The sequence below is a fragment of the Sporosarcina sp. P26b genome, from assembly GCF_002743245.1.
Taxonomy (GTDB): Bacteria; Bacillota; Bacilli; order Bacillales_A; family Planococcaceae; genus Sporosarcina; species Sporosarcina ureae_C.
The window spans coordinates 203,818-220,997 of record NZ_PDYW01000003.1 but is presented as its reverse complement, the minus strand read 5'-3'; the positions used below and the strand labels follow the sequence as shown (position 1 = coordinate 220,997).

Below are 17,180 nucleotides of genomic sequence, written 5' to 3'. Positions count from 1 at the left end.
TACGTGTATGCTCAATAATTCGTGTAAGTGATCATTGAACCCAGTTAACCGCTCTATTACACCCGCTGAACACTCTATACACGTCCGTGACCGCTCATAGAAACCATCTAAGCGGTCATAGCGGACGGGTAACCGCTCATAGCCTACTCGCCCGCGCGCATCCACTTGCTATCACCCTCCAACTCTCTCCAATAAAAAAAGGTCAATGGACATAAATCCATTGACCTTTCACATTCTTACTTCTGTATAAACTGCTGTGTCCAGTACTGTCCGTTCGCGTCATATCCGATACCGATATGCGTAAACCCTGGCGTCAAGATATTCTGTCTGTGTCCAGCTGAGTTCATCCAAGCCTTCACGACTTCTTGTGCACTGCGTTGACCCATTGCGATATTCTCTGCTGCCGAACGGTAGGTAACGCCATTCTTCTTCATTTGATCAAACGGTGAACCGTATGTAGGGCTCGTGTGAGAGAAGTAATTGTTCGCTGCCATATCTGCTGATTTTTGCTTCGCAGACTTTTGCAATGCTGCATCGATCTGCAACGGCTTGAGTCCTGCTTTTGTACGTTCCGCATTCGTTAAATCGAGTACAGCTTGCTCTGTAGCGGACACGTTTGCTGTCTGTTGCTGCGCCGGTTTGTTCGTTTGTGGTTTCTCCACTGGTTGAGTTGGTTGCTGTACTGTTGGTTTCTCTACCGGTCTACTAGGCTGCTGCGGCTTTTGGTAGTTGTAGTTTCCAAAGTAATACGAATATACTTGGTGATTGGATGCATTCCACGTATACGTCTGTGTCTGCACCTGTTTCGTCGTGCTTGCCTCTGCTGCATGAGTAGGCAATAAAATAGCTGAGCTTAATAAGATGAGTGATAAAGGTTTTTTCATCTTGTTCCCCTCCTTCTTTACGCAACCTAGCATAACGTCAAAGAAAAGAAGGAAACTTGGCCAATCTTGCCAATTTAGCCAATGAACTCTGCGAAGCTATGAAATGAGAGTCTGAGAGATGTGATTTTGGTAACTCTGTCCAGTGGAGAGGACTATTAACAATAAAAAGCTATTGACAACTAGATTTCCGGCGTATATTCGATGCCGTCTACCTGTTCTCCGATGATCACCAATTTAGACGGGATTTGCATGTATTCCGGTATCCAGTTGACCATGCCATAAGCGTATTGGAATAAATGCGAGTACCGCGTATCTTCTAGCTGGATATACCCTTTCATGCGATAGACACTCTCCGGTAATGTGCGAACCCAGTCTTCAAAATGTTGTTGGTTGATTGGTGTATCAAACGACAGCACTTTCGAATCGAGCGGCAATCCACTACCTGACGTGATCGGCTGTTTCGGTGCCGCCACATTCACCATTTTCTCAATATAGCTGAAGTCGACTTTTGCGTTGACGGCCTGGACGAGCGGCGCGTGACTATTGAACTGTGTCACTTGCATTGTCACGAAAGCCAATTGATTGTCCGTCAGCAAATCCGTTTTATTGAGCACCATGAAATGGGCGTGACGGATCTGTTCAAGAAATAATGCTTGTATACGTGGTGAGAGCTTGTCACGGTCGACCCAGCGCTTTGCGTCTACTACAGTGACGATTCCCTTGAAGTCTAGCTTCTCTGCGAATAACGGCGAATATACGGCGTCCAACGCTTCTACCGGGTGAGCGGCACCTGTCGTTTCAATGAACAGCACGTCAATCTCCGGATAATCCGCGAGTAAACCTTGCAGTTGAGCTTCTGTAGATTCGGCACCCGTACAGCAAATACAGCCATTCAATAATTCTTTTAACGGAACGTCCCCTGCATCTTCGACGATTTGACTGTCGATATTCAGTTCTCCGAATTCATTCATTAGAACAGCCGGTTGTCTGCCGGACTTCTTTACTTGCTCTACAAGAGTAACGAGTAGTGAAGTTTTACCGCTTCCTAGAAAGCCGCTGAGTAAATATACATCGATCATAGTTGTATCATCCTTTTCCATAGAGAACACGCGCCCAACGATTGCTGGACGCGTGTTTCTTTGATTATGAGTTGATTTCTTTTAACACGACTTCTTTCGCTTTTAGCAATTGAGGGTCATCATCTTTCATCTTGTCCCGTAATTTCTGCATTAAGCCGACTGTTGTATCGCCAGTCAAGATGCCTGTTTGTTCTTGTTCTAAGTCTTTCTGCAACGTTTTAACAGCTGCTGCCGTATCTGCGTCGTAGAGACCGTCTGTTTCGCCTGGGTCATAACCTACTGCTTCTAACATCTCTTCTGCCGCTTGTACGGAAGGAGAGACAAGACCTTCGTCCATCTCTTCAGACGAATCAAGGTACGGTAGAGATGCATATGAAGGATATGGCACTTTCACGTCTGGCTCAATTCCTTTTTTATGAATCCAGTTGCCGTCAGGTGTTAACCATTTCGCAGTCGTTAGTTTCAAGTTCGAGCCGTCTGGTAATTGAGTCGGTGTTTGAACGGTACCTTTACCAAACGTCTTAACCCCTACAATTGGAATGCCTGCAGACTCTTTTAACGCACCTGCTAGGATTTCTGAAGCGGACGCACTGCCGTCATCTACGATCAATGCAACAGGAACTGTTACTTTTTGTCCGTCAGATGAAGGGTAGGCTTCTGGTGCTTTACCTTTTTCTTCTGTCTGGAATAACACTTTGCCATTCGGAACAAATAGATCGGAAATATCGATAGCACCGCTTAAAATACCGCCTGGATTTTGACGTACGTCAATGAGTACGCCTTCCATGCCTTTGTCGGTCATTTCATTCAACGCTTCAAGCAATTCCTCATACGTATGTTCAGAGAACGACGTGATATTGATATGCGCGATGTTGTCGTCGAGCATTTCCGCGTACACCGTATTGATCGGAATTACGTCACGGACGATTTTCACATCAAACGGATCGGATTTCTCTCCGCGTCGTACAGACAATGTCACTGTCGATCCTTTTTCTCCACGAATCAGTAAAACCGCTTCAGAAGAAGATAGACCTTGAATACTTTCACCGTCTACTGAAAGCACAGTATCGTTCGGCAATAAACCGGCTTTTTCAGCTGGAGAGTTTTTGATAGGTGACACAATGCTAATATAGCCGTTGGACTCTTGAATTTCTGCCCCGATTCCTTCAAAACTAGAAGAGATGCTTTCATTCAATTGTTTGGCTTCTTTTTCATTCAAGTAATCGGAGTATGGGTCGCCTAGTGAATCGACCATTCCGTTGATCGCGCCATCAATCACGACTTGATCGTCTACTTCGTCAAAATAACTTTCTTTCAGTTGATCATATGCATCATACAGTTTCTTGAACTCTTTTCGCTCCATGCCTACTTGCTGCGGTTTGACGACTTCTACAACCTTTTCGTCACCGACTGTCAGTGCAATGAAGGTAACCGCTGCTGTTGCTAGCACAAGGAAAAAAATGAGCATGATCAGAGAAAACGGTTTGATCCGTATATAGCGATTAGGTTTCGGCGCTTCCGGCTCTTGTTTCCCGTTCTCATGCGAATCGTTTTCGTTCATTGTCTTCCCTACTTTCCAAATCCCCGCAAAAGACCGCTGCCAAGAGCGGTCTTTTGTAGGTTTCTATCTATTCTATTATTCAGCGACGGCTGCGTCTAACGCGACTTCGATCATGTCGTTAAATGTCAATTGACGCTCTTCAGGCGTCGTGATTTCGCCCGTGATGATGTGGTCACTTACTGTAAGAACAGCAAGTGCTTTACGGCCGTAACGAGCAGCTAATGTATAGAGTGCTGCCGCTTCCATTTCAACTGCAAGAACGCCGTGGCGTGCTAGCTCTTCATGCTGAGCATTTTCATTGTAGAAGAAGTCTTCCGTGTAAATGTTTCCTACTTGCAAGTGCAAGCCTTTTTCTTTACCTGCAGTGTACGCTTTCAACAATAAGTCGAAGTCCGCTAGTGGTGCAAAGCGGATTGGTCCGAATGTTACATCGTTTAGAGACGAATTCGTTGTCGCGCCTTGTGCAAGGATAACGTCACGCACTTTTACGTCTTTTTGAATCGCGCCACACGTACCGACACGGATCAATTGCTGTACGCCAAACTCCTGCATTAATTCTGTTGCGTAAATGGAGATGGATGGAACGCCCATTCCAGTACCTTGTACGGAAATGCGCTTGCCTTTGTATGTTCCGGTATAGCCAAACATATTACGTACTTCGTTGTACTGTACGACATCTTCCAAAAATGTTTCCGCGATATATTTCGCGCGCAATGGGTCTCCAGGTAGAAGAACTGTTTCCGCGATATCGCCTGGTTTTGCATCGATATGTATACTCATCTTTTTTAGCCTCTTTTCACTAATTTGTTTTTATCATACAGTGTATAATGGCGAGATGCAATGAAACCCTCGCCACTTACCTACTGCACAGATCTTGATAGATTGCGTATATTTCATCAAAAGTGGTGGAACGTAAATCATCGTCCGCCATGTCTTCGACGTAACGGGACAATGAATCGAAATCCTCTAAATCTTTCGGGAAACCGGCATCGAGAAACATCTTGTCCGCAAACAACGCCTTCGCGTCATCTTTTCCGCCGTTACGATAGCGTAATGCGAAATGGTAAAAGGATCGATCCATCGCCGTCACCTTCCTTCACTCAAATAATCCTTTGTATTCTGTATAGCCTTCTTTATCTAAGTCTGTTGTTGGAACAAAACGTAGTGCTGCAGAGTTAATGCAGTAACGCAATCCGCCTTGCTCTTGCGGTCCGTCAGGGAACACATGTCCTAAATGAGAATCTGCTGTTTTACTGCGTACTTCCGTGCGGCGCATGCCATGAGCTGTATCAAAATGCTCCGTTACTTCTACCGCTTCGATCGGCTTCGTAAAGCTTGGCCATCCGCAACCCGCGTCGTATTTATCGTTTGAGCTGAATAACGGTTTACCTGACACCACGTCTACATAAATACCATCTTCATAATGCGCGTCATATTCATTGCGAAATGGTGGTTCTGTTCCGTTTTCCTGCGTCACATGATACTGTATTTCCGTTAATTCATTGCGTAAGTCTTTTTTCATGAACGATTCCCCCAATTTTTTTCGATGAATCCTGCGCGTCCTGATCCAACTGAATAACGCTCGTAGTGACTTGGATTCTTTTTGTAATATTCTTGGTGATGTTCTTCGGCCGGGTAGAACTCTTTACCCGGGAAGATATCTGTGACGATCGGCGAACTGAACTTGCCGCTATCTTGTAACGCTTGCTTTGACTTTTCCGCTGCTTGCTGCTGTTCATCGGAGTTCGTGTAGATCGCAGTTTTGTACGACTCCCCGCGGTCTCCGAATTGTCCACCTGCATCTGTCGGATCCATCACTTGCCAGAAAATATTCAGCAGTTCTTCGTAGCTGATCACGCTGTCGTCAAATTCGATACGTACCGCTTCACGGTGTCCCGTTGTATCCGTACATACTTCTTCGTATGTCGGATTGACAGTATGTCCGCCTGTATAACCACTAACTACGGAATGGACACCGTCATATTTGTCAAAAGGCTTGACCATACACCAGAAGCACCCGCCTGCAAATGTTGCGTATTGTATTGCCATCGTTATTGCCTCCTTAGTTTTTCGGTATCAATACTTCCAATATAATCTCATCTTTTGCTAAATTCACTTCTTTTGCCTTGACTTGAACATCACCTGAGATCGGCAAGTCCTTCAAATCGATGAAAATTTCCTCTTCTTTTGGCCTGACAATCATCCACGATGGAAGCTCTACTGAATTTTTCAGTAATTTCAGTACTGTTGATGGTGGAATCGTCAAATGTCCTAATTCCATTGACGATTGTTTGAGAATTAAGTTTCCGTCTTCTCGGACAATAGGATCAAAATGCATCGCGAGCGGTAATGTATGCGAGAACACCGTGAGTTCGGACGTCAACAATACATCATCGCGCATTTCAAGCTCAACCGGTAACGCGCCTTTTACAGCTTTTCGTATATAGGTGTTCGCAATACCTTCAAAATTATCTTTTGTCGTATTTAACGCCAATGTATAGCCAGCCTCATTCACCGCTTTATCTTCTGGTAGAGGTGGAGAAGCAGTGGCGCTACTGATGAGGATGATTAATCCTACGAGCGCCGCCACCATTATTCCTGCCAGGCTAAAAAACGCTACTTTCCAAATATTCATCTTGTACTTCACTCCACTTCCACATCAACCGCTGAACAGCCTTTAATTTCTTCCACAAAACGCTCTTCCATCAAATCATATCCTTTACTGTTCGGATGGAAGAAGTCTGTGTGATAAACCAGGTTTTCATTCGAATTAAATAAATCTTCTACAGGCACAAAACAAGCCATGCCGTCTTTTTCCACTTGTTCTTCGATCGAACGGTTCCAGTCGCCAATAATTTCTTCGAACTCTTGTACTTCGTCCGTTACGACGGAGAACGGATTATAAAGACCGGCTACAATGATGGGGGCATCTGGGTTGTAAAGACGCAGGACTTCAAACAACTCTTCAATTCTATTTTCAAATTTTCCAAGCGCTTTATAGAAATCCGACATCTTCATCTGCATGAAATTCCCTTTGACCACTTTCATCACATCGTTGCCGCCAATCGTAAAGACGATATAATCTGCGGCAATGACCGCTTGTTGTACATCTTCATCTTGCAATTGCTTTAAAAACTGGTCGCTGCGCCGCCCGCGTTTTGCTAAATTCACGGCGTCCACTTCCATAATGCCTTTCCATTGTTCCATGTCCGACGTCAAACGGCCGAAATACCCGCCTTCTTTGCGCTCGTCGCCAACTCCTTGTGTCAATGAATCGCCTAGGCCTAAGACATTTACACGTCTAGGGATAAACGTTTCCGGCACAATGAATGGTTCGAACGCTACGGTTTCACGTTCCGAAAGCGTCGTCTCTTTTTGGCTAAATGGGGCCTGGCACCCTGCTAAGAACAATGAGAAGACGAAACACAGCATTAGCATTCTTCTCATAATGTCATATCCTTTGTAGTTAGAATCAGTCGGTGTAATACATGAAGCCAATCGCGCCTTCACCGGTGTGCGTACTAACAATCGGTGTAGTGAACGTCAACTTCACTTGTATACCCATTTCTTCAATCTTATTCTTCAGCGGTTCTGCCATCGCAAGTCCGTTCGCATGCGCGATGCCGACACTACGAATTACTTTCCCCGCTGTTTCCTTCTTAAACTCATCAAACAAATAAGAGACTACTTGTTTATGGCTACGTACCTTTGCGACCGGCGTATAGACACCGTCTTTTAGTGACGCAATCGGTTTGATATTCATGAGCGAGCCGAACATCGCTTTCCCTTTTCCGATCCGACCGCCTTTGACCATATTATCCAGCACGTCCAGTACGACGAATAAAGAGGAACTTTTACGGACGTGATCAATGCCTTCGACAATCTCGGCTACCGTCTTGCCTTCTTCAGCAAGTCGGCAGGCTTCAAGCACTTGGAAAGTCAATGCATGTGAAATATACATCGAGTCGATTACCGTAACATCTGCGTCTGATGCATGGGCTGCTGTCTCCGCCGATTTTACTGTCCCACTCATGCCGCCAGTCATATGAATCGAGATAATTTGCGATCCGTCCGCCCCTAGTTCGTCATAGAGCTTCTGGAATACGCCGACTGCTGGTTGCGAGCTTTTCGGCAAGTCTTTTGCGTCGCGCATCAAGTCGAGAAATTCCTCGGGTTGCAGCTCTACACCGTCAATATAAGACTTGTCATCGACAATCAGTGTTAAAGGTACCACGTGAATATTGTATTGCTCAATCAGTTCATCCGTTAAATCTGCAGTGGAATCGGTGACGATATGAATTTTTTTCATGATTTCTATCTCCTTAGCGTGTGGCTTCTGCGATTTTTTTCGCTGTATTTGGTATAGTGTGATGCAGGAGGTGCTTATGAGAATGGAAGAATCATTCGATTATAAAAATTTACATGAAGAGCGCTGGAATGCGATCACTCATGCGATTGGATTCTTACTCAGCATACCTGCATTGGTCTTGCTAATTCTAAAAGGTGTGAAACAAGGAACAGGCATCGCCATAACTAGCTACACGATTTTTGGCGTGTCCATGTTATTGCTGTTCCTCGCAAGTACGCTACTACATAGTATGCCGGTTAAAGTGAAATCGTTTTTTGCGATTCTCGACCATTCCGCCATCTATGTACTCATTGCCGGTACGTATACACCGTTTTTGCTTATCACGTTACAAGGTGCACTCGGCTGGACGTTATTCGGTATCATCTGGGGATTGACTTTGTTTGGCATCTTGTTCAAAATCTTTTATATTCACCGCTTCGCCAAACTATCGCTTGCCCTCTATCTCATTATGGGCTGGCTCATCGTCCTTGCGATCAAACCATTATATAACGCACTGCCGCCAGAAGGCGTTTGGTTGCTCGTGATCGGTGGATTATTCTATACGGCTGGCGCGTACTTCTTCATGTCACGCCGTGTTCCGTACAATCACGCGATCTGGCACTTATTTGTCATGGCAGGCAGCGCATCGATGTTCTTTAGCGTTCTTCTCTATGTATAGAGGAGAACGTTATTTTTTATCCCAAATTTGATACGTATAGGCAGTGCCGTCTTGCGCGTAATGCGGCTCAGACCTACTCGTTAACGTGTAATCCTCTTCGTATTCCGGGAAAAACGTATCACCCGGGTAATTTTTCTCAATGACCGTCACATACAATCTGTCGGCACCGTCTGCCATCGACATTTTGAAAATTTCCGCGCCACCGATGACCATTACTTCGTCGGCATAGTCTTTCGCGAGTTTCACGGCACTGTCTAGATCATGAACGACCGTTACCCCGTCCGCTTCGTAATCTTCATTACGCGTTATGACAATATTCAACCGACCTTTTAACGGGCGGCCGATCGATTCAAACGTCTTGCGTCCCATGATCATCGCCTTGCCCATCGTTTTCTCTTTGAAATACTGAAGTTCTTCCGGAATATACCACGGCATCTCATTGTCCTTGCCGATTACTCGGCCAAGATCATGTGCCACCAATAATGAAATCAATGTATGTCCTCCTTTATACTGCGATCGGCGCTTTGATTCGTGGATGCGGATCATAGCCTTCGATCGAAATATCCTCCGTCGTCAAATCAAAGATCGACCGTCCATCATAATTCACGTGCAACGTCGGCAACTCTTTTGGTTCTCTCGACAATTGTTCATGTACTTGATCGATATGATTTTGATATAAGTGTGCGTCACCTAGTGTATGGACGAATTCGCCTACTTCTAAACCACATTCATGTGCAATTAAATGAATAAGTAACGCGTACGATGCAATGTTAAACGGTACGCCGAGGAAAACATCCGCACTGCGTTGGTAGAGCTGGCATGATAATTTGCCGTCCGCTACGTAGAACTGAAACAGCAAATGGCATGGTGGAAGCGCCATCTCGTCCACTTCTGCAGGATTCCACGCCGTGACAATGTGGCGGCGGGAGTCCGGATTGTTTTTGATGCTGTCGATCACTTGTGCAAGCTGATCGATGACACCACTCTCGCTATCCCACGCTCTCCACTGCTTGCCGTACACAGGTCCGAGATCACCGTGCTCCTTCGCAAATTCTTCATCCGCTAAAATCTTCTCTTTAAATGAAGCGAGCTCCACTTTATACGTAACCGCGAATTCCTCATCTTTAAGTACACGGCGACCGAAATCCGTCATATCCGGTCCTGTATACGCTTCACTTTTCACATACCGCTCAAATGCCCATTCATCCCAAATACCGTTACGTTCCTGAATCAATGTGCGGATATTCGTATCACCTTTTATAAACCATAGTAATTCCGAGACAATCAGACGAAACGCCGTCTTTTTTGTCGTTAATAAAGGAAACCCTTGCGCTAAATCAAAACGCATCTGATAACCGAAGACACTGTATGTCCCCGTACCCGTACGATCTCCCTTTTTTGTTCCTGTATCCAGAATATGTTGACATAGATCCAAATATTGCTTCATGCTTCAAGCTCCCTCATAAGAAATTACACCTATTATAACATTGTTTGTGTTAGGTCAAAGAGAAAGACATTGGAAAAGGGGACAAAAAAACACACCACAGAACAGCGGATTGTAAAAGCTGTTTTCGCGAGGTGTTAATTGTGAGTTTCATACATTTTATGAGTTGTAGAAAACAAAAAACCGCATGAACCCAAATTCCACACTTGGTTTCACACGGTTTTTATTCAATTCAGTTTTCTCTTCACACAACCGCACCATTTTACGATAGCCATTTCGGTGGTGTGTTCTTCGACCAGTAAATATCCCCAACTGAGTGATGCGCGACAAATCCATCATCCGCTGTGTGGTAATGGAAATTATAGAAGTAGCCGTCACTTGGGCGTTTTTCGGTACGAACGTGGAACTTGATCAGGTCCTGGTTCGCTGTTTTGTCGTAAACGTGGAAGATCTTTTCCGCATAATCACCTGAAGGCTGCTCGGTGATTGCGAGACGGCGATCCGCTGCATTATGTACGGTCGTTTGGATCACGGCTTCGATTCGCGGGAAAATCTCCTGATCGAATTCGTTCTGGATTACGGGGCCGATACGCTGTCCGAATTTTTCATACGTTAATAGACGCGCGTGTGCGACCAATTGTTGTTCTCTAGTGTAGCTGTCTAGTGTCAGTAAGTCATCTCGATTGTCTTGCAGTTCAAGGGAATACTCCATGCCTTCTGCGTGGGTTCCAGATTCATTTGGTTCATTCTTATCCGTAAAGTTTGTCCAAATTTCATGATTGGGTGTAATGACGCCCAATGTCAACACGGCAACAGATGCGATCATCAGCCGCTGTAACCATTGCTTCATTTCCATCACTCCTTCAACATTCCGTCATACATCTACATAACTCATACGAAAAGCGTCACAAAAGGTTTCATCTTTTACTATTTCATTGTACAATAAAGTCAAACTTCAATCATCAATATTCACAAAATGTTCTCTGATTGCAAGTTAAGCGGATTTCAATCAAACGCGCTACATAAAAGGAGGTCGCCACAATGGATGTTAACTTATTATTAGGAATTGGTATGCTTGTATTGACTTTGTACTTGAGCTCCCTGAATTTCACACATTAATTAATAGTGAAGAACGTAAAAAAGACTATGGACAGAACCTGGAATGTGATCAGGTTTGTTCATAGTCTTTTTTGTGTAGCTTTACGTAATATATCATTTTCTCTTCTCCAACACGCCATAATGCACTTTCGTGTATGGACGAATCTGCTGTATGAAGCCGAAGCGTTTGAACATCGGTGACTGATAGTGGTCTTTCAATACGACGCGGCGTCTGCATACGCGCAACGCTTCTTCTACCCATTCTTCCGTTACGCTATCAGTCACACCAATTTCTCGCAGCACTTCAAAATTGGAAGATTCCTCAATCGGTGTTGTGAACATCGGATCGAGAAAGACGATGTCACGTGAGTTGGATTCGCAAGTTTTCAAGAACTCTACCGCTTCCGAATGAATCACTTCGACTCGTTGCATCGCTTCTTGTAGCAGCGGAAAGTCGATCGGGAAATTATGCAAACCGACTTTTGTTAGGAACGCGACGATTGGATCCGCTTCAATTCCTTCTACCGATCCTAACTTTCCGACAGTGCTAGATGCGATGATTGCGTCCGAGCCAAGTCCGAGTGTGCAATCTAGGAACGAGTCGCCATCTTGAAGATCAGCTGCCGCCACGAGTGGATCGGTTTCGCCTTTTAATATGCGCTTCAAACGATAGGTTGCAGAATTCGGATGAAAGAAGAACGGTTCGTTGCTGCCTCTTGTATAAAACGAATAGCGGTCCTTCCCCGCCACTAAGACATCTGCTTGATAGACGTCTTGTAGTTTAGGGATGGACCGCTTTTTACGTTCGACGACAGGCGCCTGTAACGACTCCGCTGCTTGTTGCATAAGTGCAGTGGAGTGTTCATCAGGACGTCCTGCTGTCGTAATGATCACGTTCACTGAGCAACGACTTTCGTTAAGACGTCAACGAGGTGATCTTTAATATGTTCTTTCGGGAAGTTCTCGATCTGTTCGCGTGGAATGAAATACACGACTTTGCCTTGATCCCAAATAGCAATCGAAGGTGAACTTGGAGGAATCTCAGGGAAGTACGAGCGGAATGTTTCCGTCGCTTCTTTATCTTGCCCCGCGAATACCGTAAATAGATGATCTGGTTTCACTTCTGCCACTGCTTCGCGTACTGCCGGACGTGCTAGACCTGCCGCACAACCGCATACCGAGTTGATCATGATGATTGCTGAACCTTCAAGGCCCTTTAAAGTATCATCGACTTCTTCAGCCGTTGTTAGTTCTGTAAATCCTGCAGTAGTTAGTTCTTCGCGCATCGGTGTAACAATTCCGCGCATGTACTCATCATATGCGTTCATTTAAATATCTCCGCCCTCTCGTATGGTTACGTGTTTTATGTCGTACTATTTTTAATAGTAAAGGATAGAGGAAATTATTTCACGTGATTGGGTTGGCGGGAGGTGGAATATTGTATGTAGAGGCGCAAAATGCATAGCTAGCTTTACGATAGCTTTCAGAGATTCATTTCCTTTTTAATCTCTTTCACTCGTTCGATCGTTAACCCTGTTCCCTCCGCCACAGCTTTTTCATCCATTTTCATTTTTAATAGTCTACGAGCCGTTTGTTCTACACCTTGTTCCAAACCTTGTTTTATCCATTGATCTTTCTTAGCCTCTAGTTTCAAATTAGCCGCTTCTTCTCTCAACTTCGCTTCATTAATAAAAGCTTCTTCATCTAAAACCTCTTTCAAACGCGCATTATACGCTAATAACCCTTGTGAATCGCGACTCATGTCAACCCAGCTGGTGAACGCGTCTTGTAGATGCTCATCCTTCATCACAATCGCCTCCAGTTCTTCGTAAATGTCTTTATATACATTTCTCTTACCTCTTACAATATAGTTTAACATTTTTCATTCAAACTATTCACTATATGAATACCCATTCATTTATGATAAAGTAAACTTACAATTCTATGAAATTCATAAGGGGTGTAGGATATGGGGAAATTAGTAGATAAAATCGCAGTCGTAACAGGCGCAGCACAAGGAATCGGAGAGAAAATAGTAGAGCGTTTACTCGATGACGGAGCAATAGTAATTATTTTGGATGTCAATTTTGAAAAGCTGGAACGAACCGCTTCCGCGTTGGACGCTTCAGGTGATAAGGTCCACCCTATGAAGTGTAATGTAGCCGATCCAGAAGATGTGGCGACAACATTTTCTGCTATTTATGAAAAGTTCAGTCAAGTGGATATTCTAGTGAATAATGCAGGGATTACGAGAGACTCATTCTTCCATAAAATGACGGCCGAACAATGGCACTCTGTACTCGACGTCAATCTCAGCAGCATGTTCTACACGTGCCAAGCGGTCATTCCACAAATGCGTGCACAGCAATATGGAAAAATTGTCAATGTGTCCTCTTCTTCGAGTTGGGGCAATATGGGACAGGCGAATTACAGTGCGTCAAAAGCTGGAGTGCTTGGTTTAACGAGGACGTTAGCCAAGGAAAATGGCAGTAAGCAGATTACGGTAAATGCCATTGCGCCAGGGCAGATCAATACAGATATGACGAAGGACTTGCCAGAAGACGTTAAGAGAATGGCAACGATGTTAACGCCGGCGGGTCGTATGGGAGATCCTGCGGAAGTGGCATCCGTTGTTTCCTTCTTGACTTCCGCTGATTCGAGTTTTGTCAATGGTGAGTGTATTAGCGTCAGTGGCGGATTTTTGATGGTTTGATGAACCGCAATTTTATCGGAATATGATTCACAATAATATCTATGTAGAAAATCGTAAACGTCATACCATCCTCTACGATACGTGAACCATTTTTCTCAATGAAATTCCGTTCTTTACTCATTTCTTTCAATTCCAGAATCGCCAAATAATGTATTGCATACATTATTTTCAAGTTAGCAAGTGAAAAGTTTTACAGGAAAATTTACTATGAAGAACCTTATTCGTTACTTTTAGTTAATGATCTAATTGAAATGACGTATAACACGAACGTCAACGAGATTGTAGCTAGGTAGTAATACCAATTGTCAAACCGCAATAACTTGGTGATAAAACCACCGACGAGCATGGATACACCTGCTCCTGCGATGAATCGGCTTACGTTAGAACGTAGTAGTTTGGTAGTGAATTCATGAAATAAAAAGCCAACGACGGCGCTGATTACAGCAGTAAATATAAGTAAGGAAAAGAACGGTAAATAGTATAACATAAAATCATCTCCCTTTATTCCAGCTTTTTTGAACCTTATGCTTTTATGGCGATTAATTTATTCTATCATTATTAAGAATTGTCTCAAGAACTACTCATATGGACGAATTAGAATCAATATAAAAAAGCATCTAAATGAAATATTCCATGTTTACAAAACACGGTAGTTTCTCATTCAGATGCTCATTTTTCATTTCTTTATAAAGCGACTTCTTTCAGTGCTTCCAAATGCTCAGTATCGAAGTGATAGGTTTCATTGCAGAAATGACAATTCGCTTCGGCCTGTCCATCTGTTTGAATCATGTCTTCAATTTCTTCGCTACCTAAGCTGATAATCGCATTAGTGATTCGCTCCATAGAGCATTGACACTGAAATTGAACGGGCATGCTTTCTAACACGGTGACATGTTCCGGACCTAACACGTGCTCAAGTATTTGTTCGGGTGTACTGCCTTCTTCGATCATGGAAGAGAGTGGCGCAATTACCTTCATGCGTTCTTCAATCTTACTCATCACTTCTTCATCTGCGCCTGGCATGAGTTGAATGATGAAGCCACCTGCCGCTTTCACCGTATTATCAGGATTTACTAACACGCCAACTCCAACAGCAGATGCGGTTTGTTCAGATTTAGAAAGATACGATGTATAGTCTTCTCCAATTTCCCCGGAAATGAGTGGGATTTGTCCTACGAAAGGATATGTTAGCCCCACGTCTTTTGAGACCGTTAGCAATCCATTTGTGCCGACTGCCTTTCCGACTTCGTTCAATTCTACGTCGGTTTGGGGATGCGAGACATATCCTCGCACTTCACCTTTGGCGTTCGAATCCACAATAATGGTACCGAGTGGGCCGCCACCGTTAATTTTTACTGATATTTTCTCCTCGCCCTTTAACATAGAGCCTAGAATTAAACCAGCAGTCATTGAACGTCCAAGGGCATCTGCGGCTGTTGGCCAAGCCGCATGTCGTCGCTGTGCTTCCGCTACAGTTGTAGTTGAGTTCACAGCGTACGCGCGCACTTGATTTTGATAAGCTACCGCTTTTACCAAATAATCATTCATTCTATACACCCTTTCTATAGCCCTACACGTTTAGTTTAGCTTTGTTTCACGTAATTTTTCGGGTGTGACATCATTTCCAAGCGGATCGATGACGGTTAAACCTGAAAATGTGCCCATGACTTGCCCACGGATTTCACGTAAGTAATCTTGACGCAATACTGTCTGCTCCACTACTTCAGCATTTGTTAAGCCTTCTTCACGCTGTTTTTTAGCTAATTCATTAATACGACCTAATTGATTAATCATGTAAATCCCTCATTTTCATTTATTTTTTATTATGTGCACTAAAATGTGGTACGACAAATTCTTGCAGCTCTTGTATCACTTCTGTTATCGGACGGTCTTCGTTACGAATTGCCAGAACGACGTGGTTGACTCCGATATCTTGTAGTGCATACAAATAATCGATTAAAAACTGGTGACCCGATGTGAAGCCAACTTTTATTGGAATCGGTCTAGGCGACGCATTGGGTTTGTCTGATAAATGTATAGTTAGGGGCTGTATGAACGGTTTAAATTCAGTTGTCGCTTGACGCCATAGCTTGATCAACTCTTGTTGGCGATTGGCTTCTTGGGCATAAAACATCCAACCGTCTGTATTCTTAGCTAACCATTCGATCGTTTGTCCGGAATACCCGGTACCTAAAATCGGAATTTTAGATACTAATGGCTTAGGAATCACATCACCTGCTTCGAGTCCAACACGTTCAGACTGGATCGTAGGGAAAGATTCTTTCCATAATGTTTTCATTACGTCTACAGACTCTCTAAACAATTCATCACGTTGATCTCGGTTCACTTTAAATGCTGGGAATTCAATTGGCCGATCGCCAGTGGCAACACCCAGTAATAAGCGCTGGTTAGATATATCATCTAATGAAGCAGCTGATTTCGCCAAGTGAAGTGGGTGCCGCAAAGTCGTGACGACACTTGCTGTGCCTAGCGCGATTTTACTTGTATGCGCACTTACAAATGCGAGAAGTTGAAATGGATCATGCTTGACGCCATTATCTCCAAAGTTCGGATCGTAAAGAGGCGAATCTCTGACATACAATGCCGCAAATCCCGCATCTTCAGCTTGCTTGGCCAGCTTCATTTGTTCGGCTAGATCCAGTGGCATATGATAATCAACAGCAAGATCCATAGGGAATGTAATGCCCAATGTTAATGTATTTTCTTTAAATGTGCGCACGAAGCCTTGATGCGATTGAAATGATTTCATCGTAATTCCACCTAACGGACAATCCTATTGATGTTCACACCATTTTTACCTTCAGCCATTCTTGCAGTGCTTGTACTTTCGGATTATAGTCTTTATTTATTTCCTCATAGAGTGACGCAACCGTTTCGCGTTTTAGAATAGATTTCCACGAATTTTCGGCTTCTGTCATTAAAGCGATTAATGCACAGTCACGATCTTCTTCTATATTAAGCATGTCATGGAAAACGCCACTTGGAGAATAAAGTGATTGTTTGCCTTCAATCGCTAGATAAATATCATATACACAAATCTCTTCAGGCTTTTTATTTAACTTAAATCCACCCTTCACTCCAGGAACAGATGTGATCAAGTCCGCGCTGACTAATTTCCGCAATATTTTCTGCGTATATGTTGGCGATGCATGAAGTTGTTGACTAATTGCTTCACCTGGTAATACTACTCTATCTGGCAGCAAATTCAGGATGAGAATGGCATACAAGGATTGTTCCACTCCGGTTTTCATTTGCATTCCATCATCCCCTTTCATGAGTATATATTCGCGATAAGTCTATTGATTTCTAACGTAGATAATGTTTATCCTTATTAGATTAACAGGCATTTCATA

Annotated in this window: 24 protein-coding genes; 2 read left to right on the top strand and 22 right to left on the bottom strand. The window is 43.8% G+C overall.

Annotated features, from left to right (window positions below; translation table 11 throughout):
* Positions 1 to 236: 236 nt before the first annotated feature.
* The 10 genes from CSV69_RS04930 to CSV69_RS04885 form a co-directional block, all read right to left on the bottom strand.
* Positions 237 to 884 carry a CAP domain-containing protein gene (locus tag CSV69_RS04930; RefSeq protein WP_099692864.1) on the bottom strand — a complete coding sequence of 216 codons (648 nt, stop codon included), beginning with the start codon at positions 882 to 884 and terminating at the stop codon, positions 237 to 239.
* 179 nt (positions 885 to 1,063) lie between these two features.
* Positions 1,064 to 1,963 carry a CobW family GTP-binding protein gene (locus CSV69_RS04925; RefSeq protein ID WP_085426227.1) on the bottom strand — a complete coding sequence of 300 codons (900 nt, stop codon included), beginning with the start codon at positions 1,961 to 1,963 and terminating at the stop codon, positions 1,064 to 1,066.
* Between the two features lie 64 nt (positions 1,964 to 2,027).
* The gene (locus CSV69_RS04920) at positions 2,028 to 3,524 is read right to left on the bottom strand and encodes a lmo1851 family serine protease (RefSeq protein WP_099625242.1); all 1,497 of its coding nucleotides are present in this window, start codon (positions 3,522 to 3,524) and stop codon (positions 2,028 to 2,030) included.
* A 75-nt stretch (positions 3,525 to 3,599) separates the two neighbouring features.
* Positions 3,600 to 4,304 (bottom strand): purine-nucleoside phosphorylase, encoded by a 705-nt coding sequence (gene deoD, locus CSV69_RS04915; protein WP_085426229.1) that lies wholly within the window; start codon positions 4,302 to 4,304, stop codon positions 3,600 to 3,602.
* A 76-nt stretch (positions 4,305 to 4,380) separates the two neighbouring features.
* Positions 4,381 to 4,605, bottom strand: a complete 225-nt coding sequence (locus CSV69_RS04910; RefSeq protein ID WP_085426230.1) for a YozE family protein — start codon at positions 4,603 to 4,605, stop codon at positions 4,381 to 4,383.
* A 15-nt stretch (positions 4,606 to 4,620) separates the two neighbouring features.
* On the bottom strand, positions 4,621 to 5,046 hold the full coding sequence (gene msrB / locus CSV69_RS04905; protein ID WP_099692863.1) for a peptide-methionine (R)-S-oxide reductase MsrB: 426 nt from the start codon (positions 5,044 to 5,046) through the stop codon (positions 4,621 to 4,623).
* The gene (gene msrA, locus CSV69_RS04900; protein ID WP_099692862.1) at positions 5,043 to 5,573 is read right to left on the bottom strand and encodes a peptide-methionine (S)-S-oxide reductase MsrA; all 531 of its coding nucleotides are present in this window, start codon (positions 5,571 to 5,573) and stop codon (positions 5,043 to 5,045) included. The genes msrB and msrA overlap by 4 nt, the downstream gene beginning before the upstream one ends.
* Positions 5,574 to 5,586: 13 nt before the next feature.
* A complete protein-coding gene (locus tag CSV69_RS04895) occupies positions 5,587 to 6,159 on the bottom strand; it encodes a YpmS family protein (RefSeq protein ID WP_085426233.1) in 573 nt (190 codons plus the stop codon).
* Between the two features lie 8 nt (positions 6,160 to 6,167).
* Positions 6,168 to 6,971, bottom strand: a complete 804-nt coding sequence (locus CSV69_RS04890; protein ID WP_233192328.1) for a GDSL-type esterase/lipase family protein — start codon at positions 6,969 to 6,971, stop codon at positions 6,168 to 6,170.
* Between the two features lie 25 nt (positions 6,972 to 6,996).
* Positions 6,997 to 7,833, bottom strand: coding sequence for a DegV family protein (locus tag CSV69_RS04885; RefSeq protein WP_099692860.1), 837 nt, complete (start codon positions 7,831 to 7,833; stop codon positions 6,997 to 6,999).
* Positions 7,834 to 7,915: 82 nt separating this feature from the next.
* Between CSV69_RS04885 and trhA the strand changes: the two genes are divergently transcribed.
* Positions 7,916 to 8,551 (top strand): PAQR family membrane homeostasis protein TrhA, encoded by a 636-nt coding sequence (gene trhA / locus CSV69_RS04880; protein ID WP_099692859.1) that lies wholly within the window; start codon positions 7,916 to 7,918, stop codon positions 8,549 to 8,551.
* Positions 8,552 to 8,560: 9 nt separating this feature from the next.
* On the opposite strand, the gene CSV69_RS04875 is transcribed toward trhA, so the two are convergent.
* The 6 genes from CSV69_RS04875 to CSV69_RS04850 form a co-directional block, all read right to left on the bottom strand.
* A complete protein-coding gene (locus CSV69_RS04875; protein ID WP_099692858.1) occupies positions 8,561 to 9,043 on the bottom strand; it encodes a dihydrofolate reductase in 483 nt (160 codons plus the stop codon).
* Positions 9,044 to 9,056: 13 nt separating this feature from the next.
* Complete coding sequence (locus CSV69_RS04870; RefSeq protein ID WP_099692857.1) at positions 9,057 to 9,998, bottom strand: thymidylate synthase; 942 nt, start codon at positions 9,996 to 9,998, stop codon at positions 9,057 to 9,059.
* Between the two features lie 259 nt (positions 9,999 to 10,257).
* Positions 10,258 to 10,845, bottom strand: a complete 588-nt coding sequence (locus tag CSV69_RS04865) for a YpjP family protein (RefSeq protein WP_099692856.1) — start codon at positions 10,843 to 10,845, stop codon at positions 10,258 to 10,260.
* A 362-nt stretch (positions 10,846 to 11,207) separates the two neighbouring features.
* Positions 11,208 to 11,993, bottom strand: coding sequence for a class I SAM-dependent methyltransferase (locus tag CSV69_RS04860; protein ID WP_199170393.1), 786 nt, complete (start codon positions 11,991 to 11,993; stop codon positions 11,208 to 11,210).
* Positions 11,990 to 12,421, bottom strand: coding sequence for a BrxA/BrxB family bacilliredoxin (locus tag CSV69_RS04855; protein ID WP_085426240.1), 432 nt, complete (start codon positions 12,419 to 12,421; stop codon positions 11,990 to 11,992). The genes CSV69_RS04860 and CSV69_RS04855 overlap by 4 nt, the downstream gene beginning before the upstream one ends.
* Positions 12,422 to 12,576: 155 nt before the next feature.
* Positions 12,577 to 12,972 carry a hypothetical protein gene (locus CSV69_RS04850; RefSeq protein WP_143560800.1) on the bottom strand — a complete coding sequence of 132 codons (396 nt, stop codon included), beginning with the start codon at positions 12,970 to 12,972 and terminating at the stop codon, positions 12,577 to 12,579.
* A 90-nt stretch (positions 12,973 to 13,062) separates the two neighbouring features.
* Here CSV69_RS04850 and fabG point away from each other — a divergent pair, with 90 nt between their 5' ends.
* Complete coding sequence (fabG, locus tag CSV69_RS04845; RefSeq protein ID WP_099692854.1) at positions 13,063 to 13,806, top strand: 3-oxoacyl-ACP reductase FabG; 744 nt, start codon at positions 13,063 to 13,065, stop codon at positions 13,804 to 13,806.
* On the opposite strand, the gene CSV69_RS16605 is transcribed toward fabG, so the two are convergent.
* The 6 genes from CSV69_RS16605 to CSV69_RS04820 all read right to left on the bottom strand — a co-directional run bounded on the left by CSV69_RS16605 (position 13,781) and on the right by CSV69_RS04820 (position 17,084).
* Complete coding sequence (locus tag CSV69_RS16605; RefSeq protein ID WP_158232610.1) at positions 13,781 to 13,951, bottom strand: hypothetical protein; 171 nt, start codon at positions 13,949 to 13,951, stop codon at positions 13,781 to 13,783. The genes fabG and CSV69_RS16605 overlap by 26 nt on opposite strands.
* A gap of 72 nt (positions 13,952 to 14,023) precedes the next feature.
* Positions 14,024 to 14,293: a hypothetical protein gene (locus CSV69_RS04840; RefSeq protein WP_099692853.1), complete on the bottom strand. Its 270-nt coding sequence runs from the start codon at positions 14,291 to 14,293 to the stop codon at positions 14,024 to 14,026.
* Between the two features lie 197 nt (positions 14,294 to 14,490).
* On the bottom strand, positions 14,491 to 15,354 hold the full coding sequence (hslO, locus tag CSV69_RS04835) for an Hsp33 family molecular chaperone HslO (protein WP_099625253.1): 864 nt from the start codon (positions 15,352 to 15,354) through the stop codon (positions 14,491 to 14,493).
* Positions 15,355 to 15,384: 30 nt separating this feature from the next.
* Entirely contained in the window at positions 15,385 to 15,600 is a 216-nt protein-coding gene (locus CSV69_RS04830; RefSeq protein WP_085426245.1) for a DUF896 domain-containing protein, read from the bottom strand.
* 19 nt (positions 15,601 to 15,619) lie between these two features.
* The gene (locus tag CSV69_RS04825) at positions 15,620 to 16,576 is read right to left on the bottom strand and encodes an LLM class oxidoreductase (RefSeq protein WP_085426246.1); all 957 of its coding nucleotides are present in this window, start codon (positions 16,574 to 16,576) and stop codon (positions 15,620 to 15,622) included.
* 34 nt (positions 16,577 to 16,610) lie between these two features.
* On the bottom strand, positions 16,611 to 17,084 hold the full coding sequence (locus CSV69_RS04820) for an Rrf2 family transcriptional regulator (protein ID WP_099692852.1): 474 nt from the start codon (positions 17,082 to 17,084) through the stop codon (positions 16,611 to 16,613).
* Between the last annotated feature and the right edge of the window lie 96 nt (positions 17,085 to 17,180).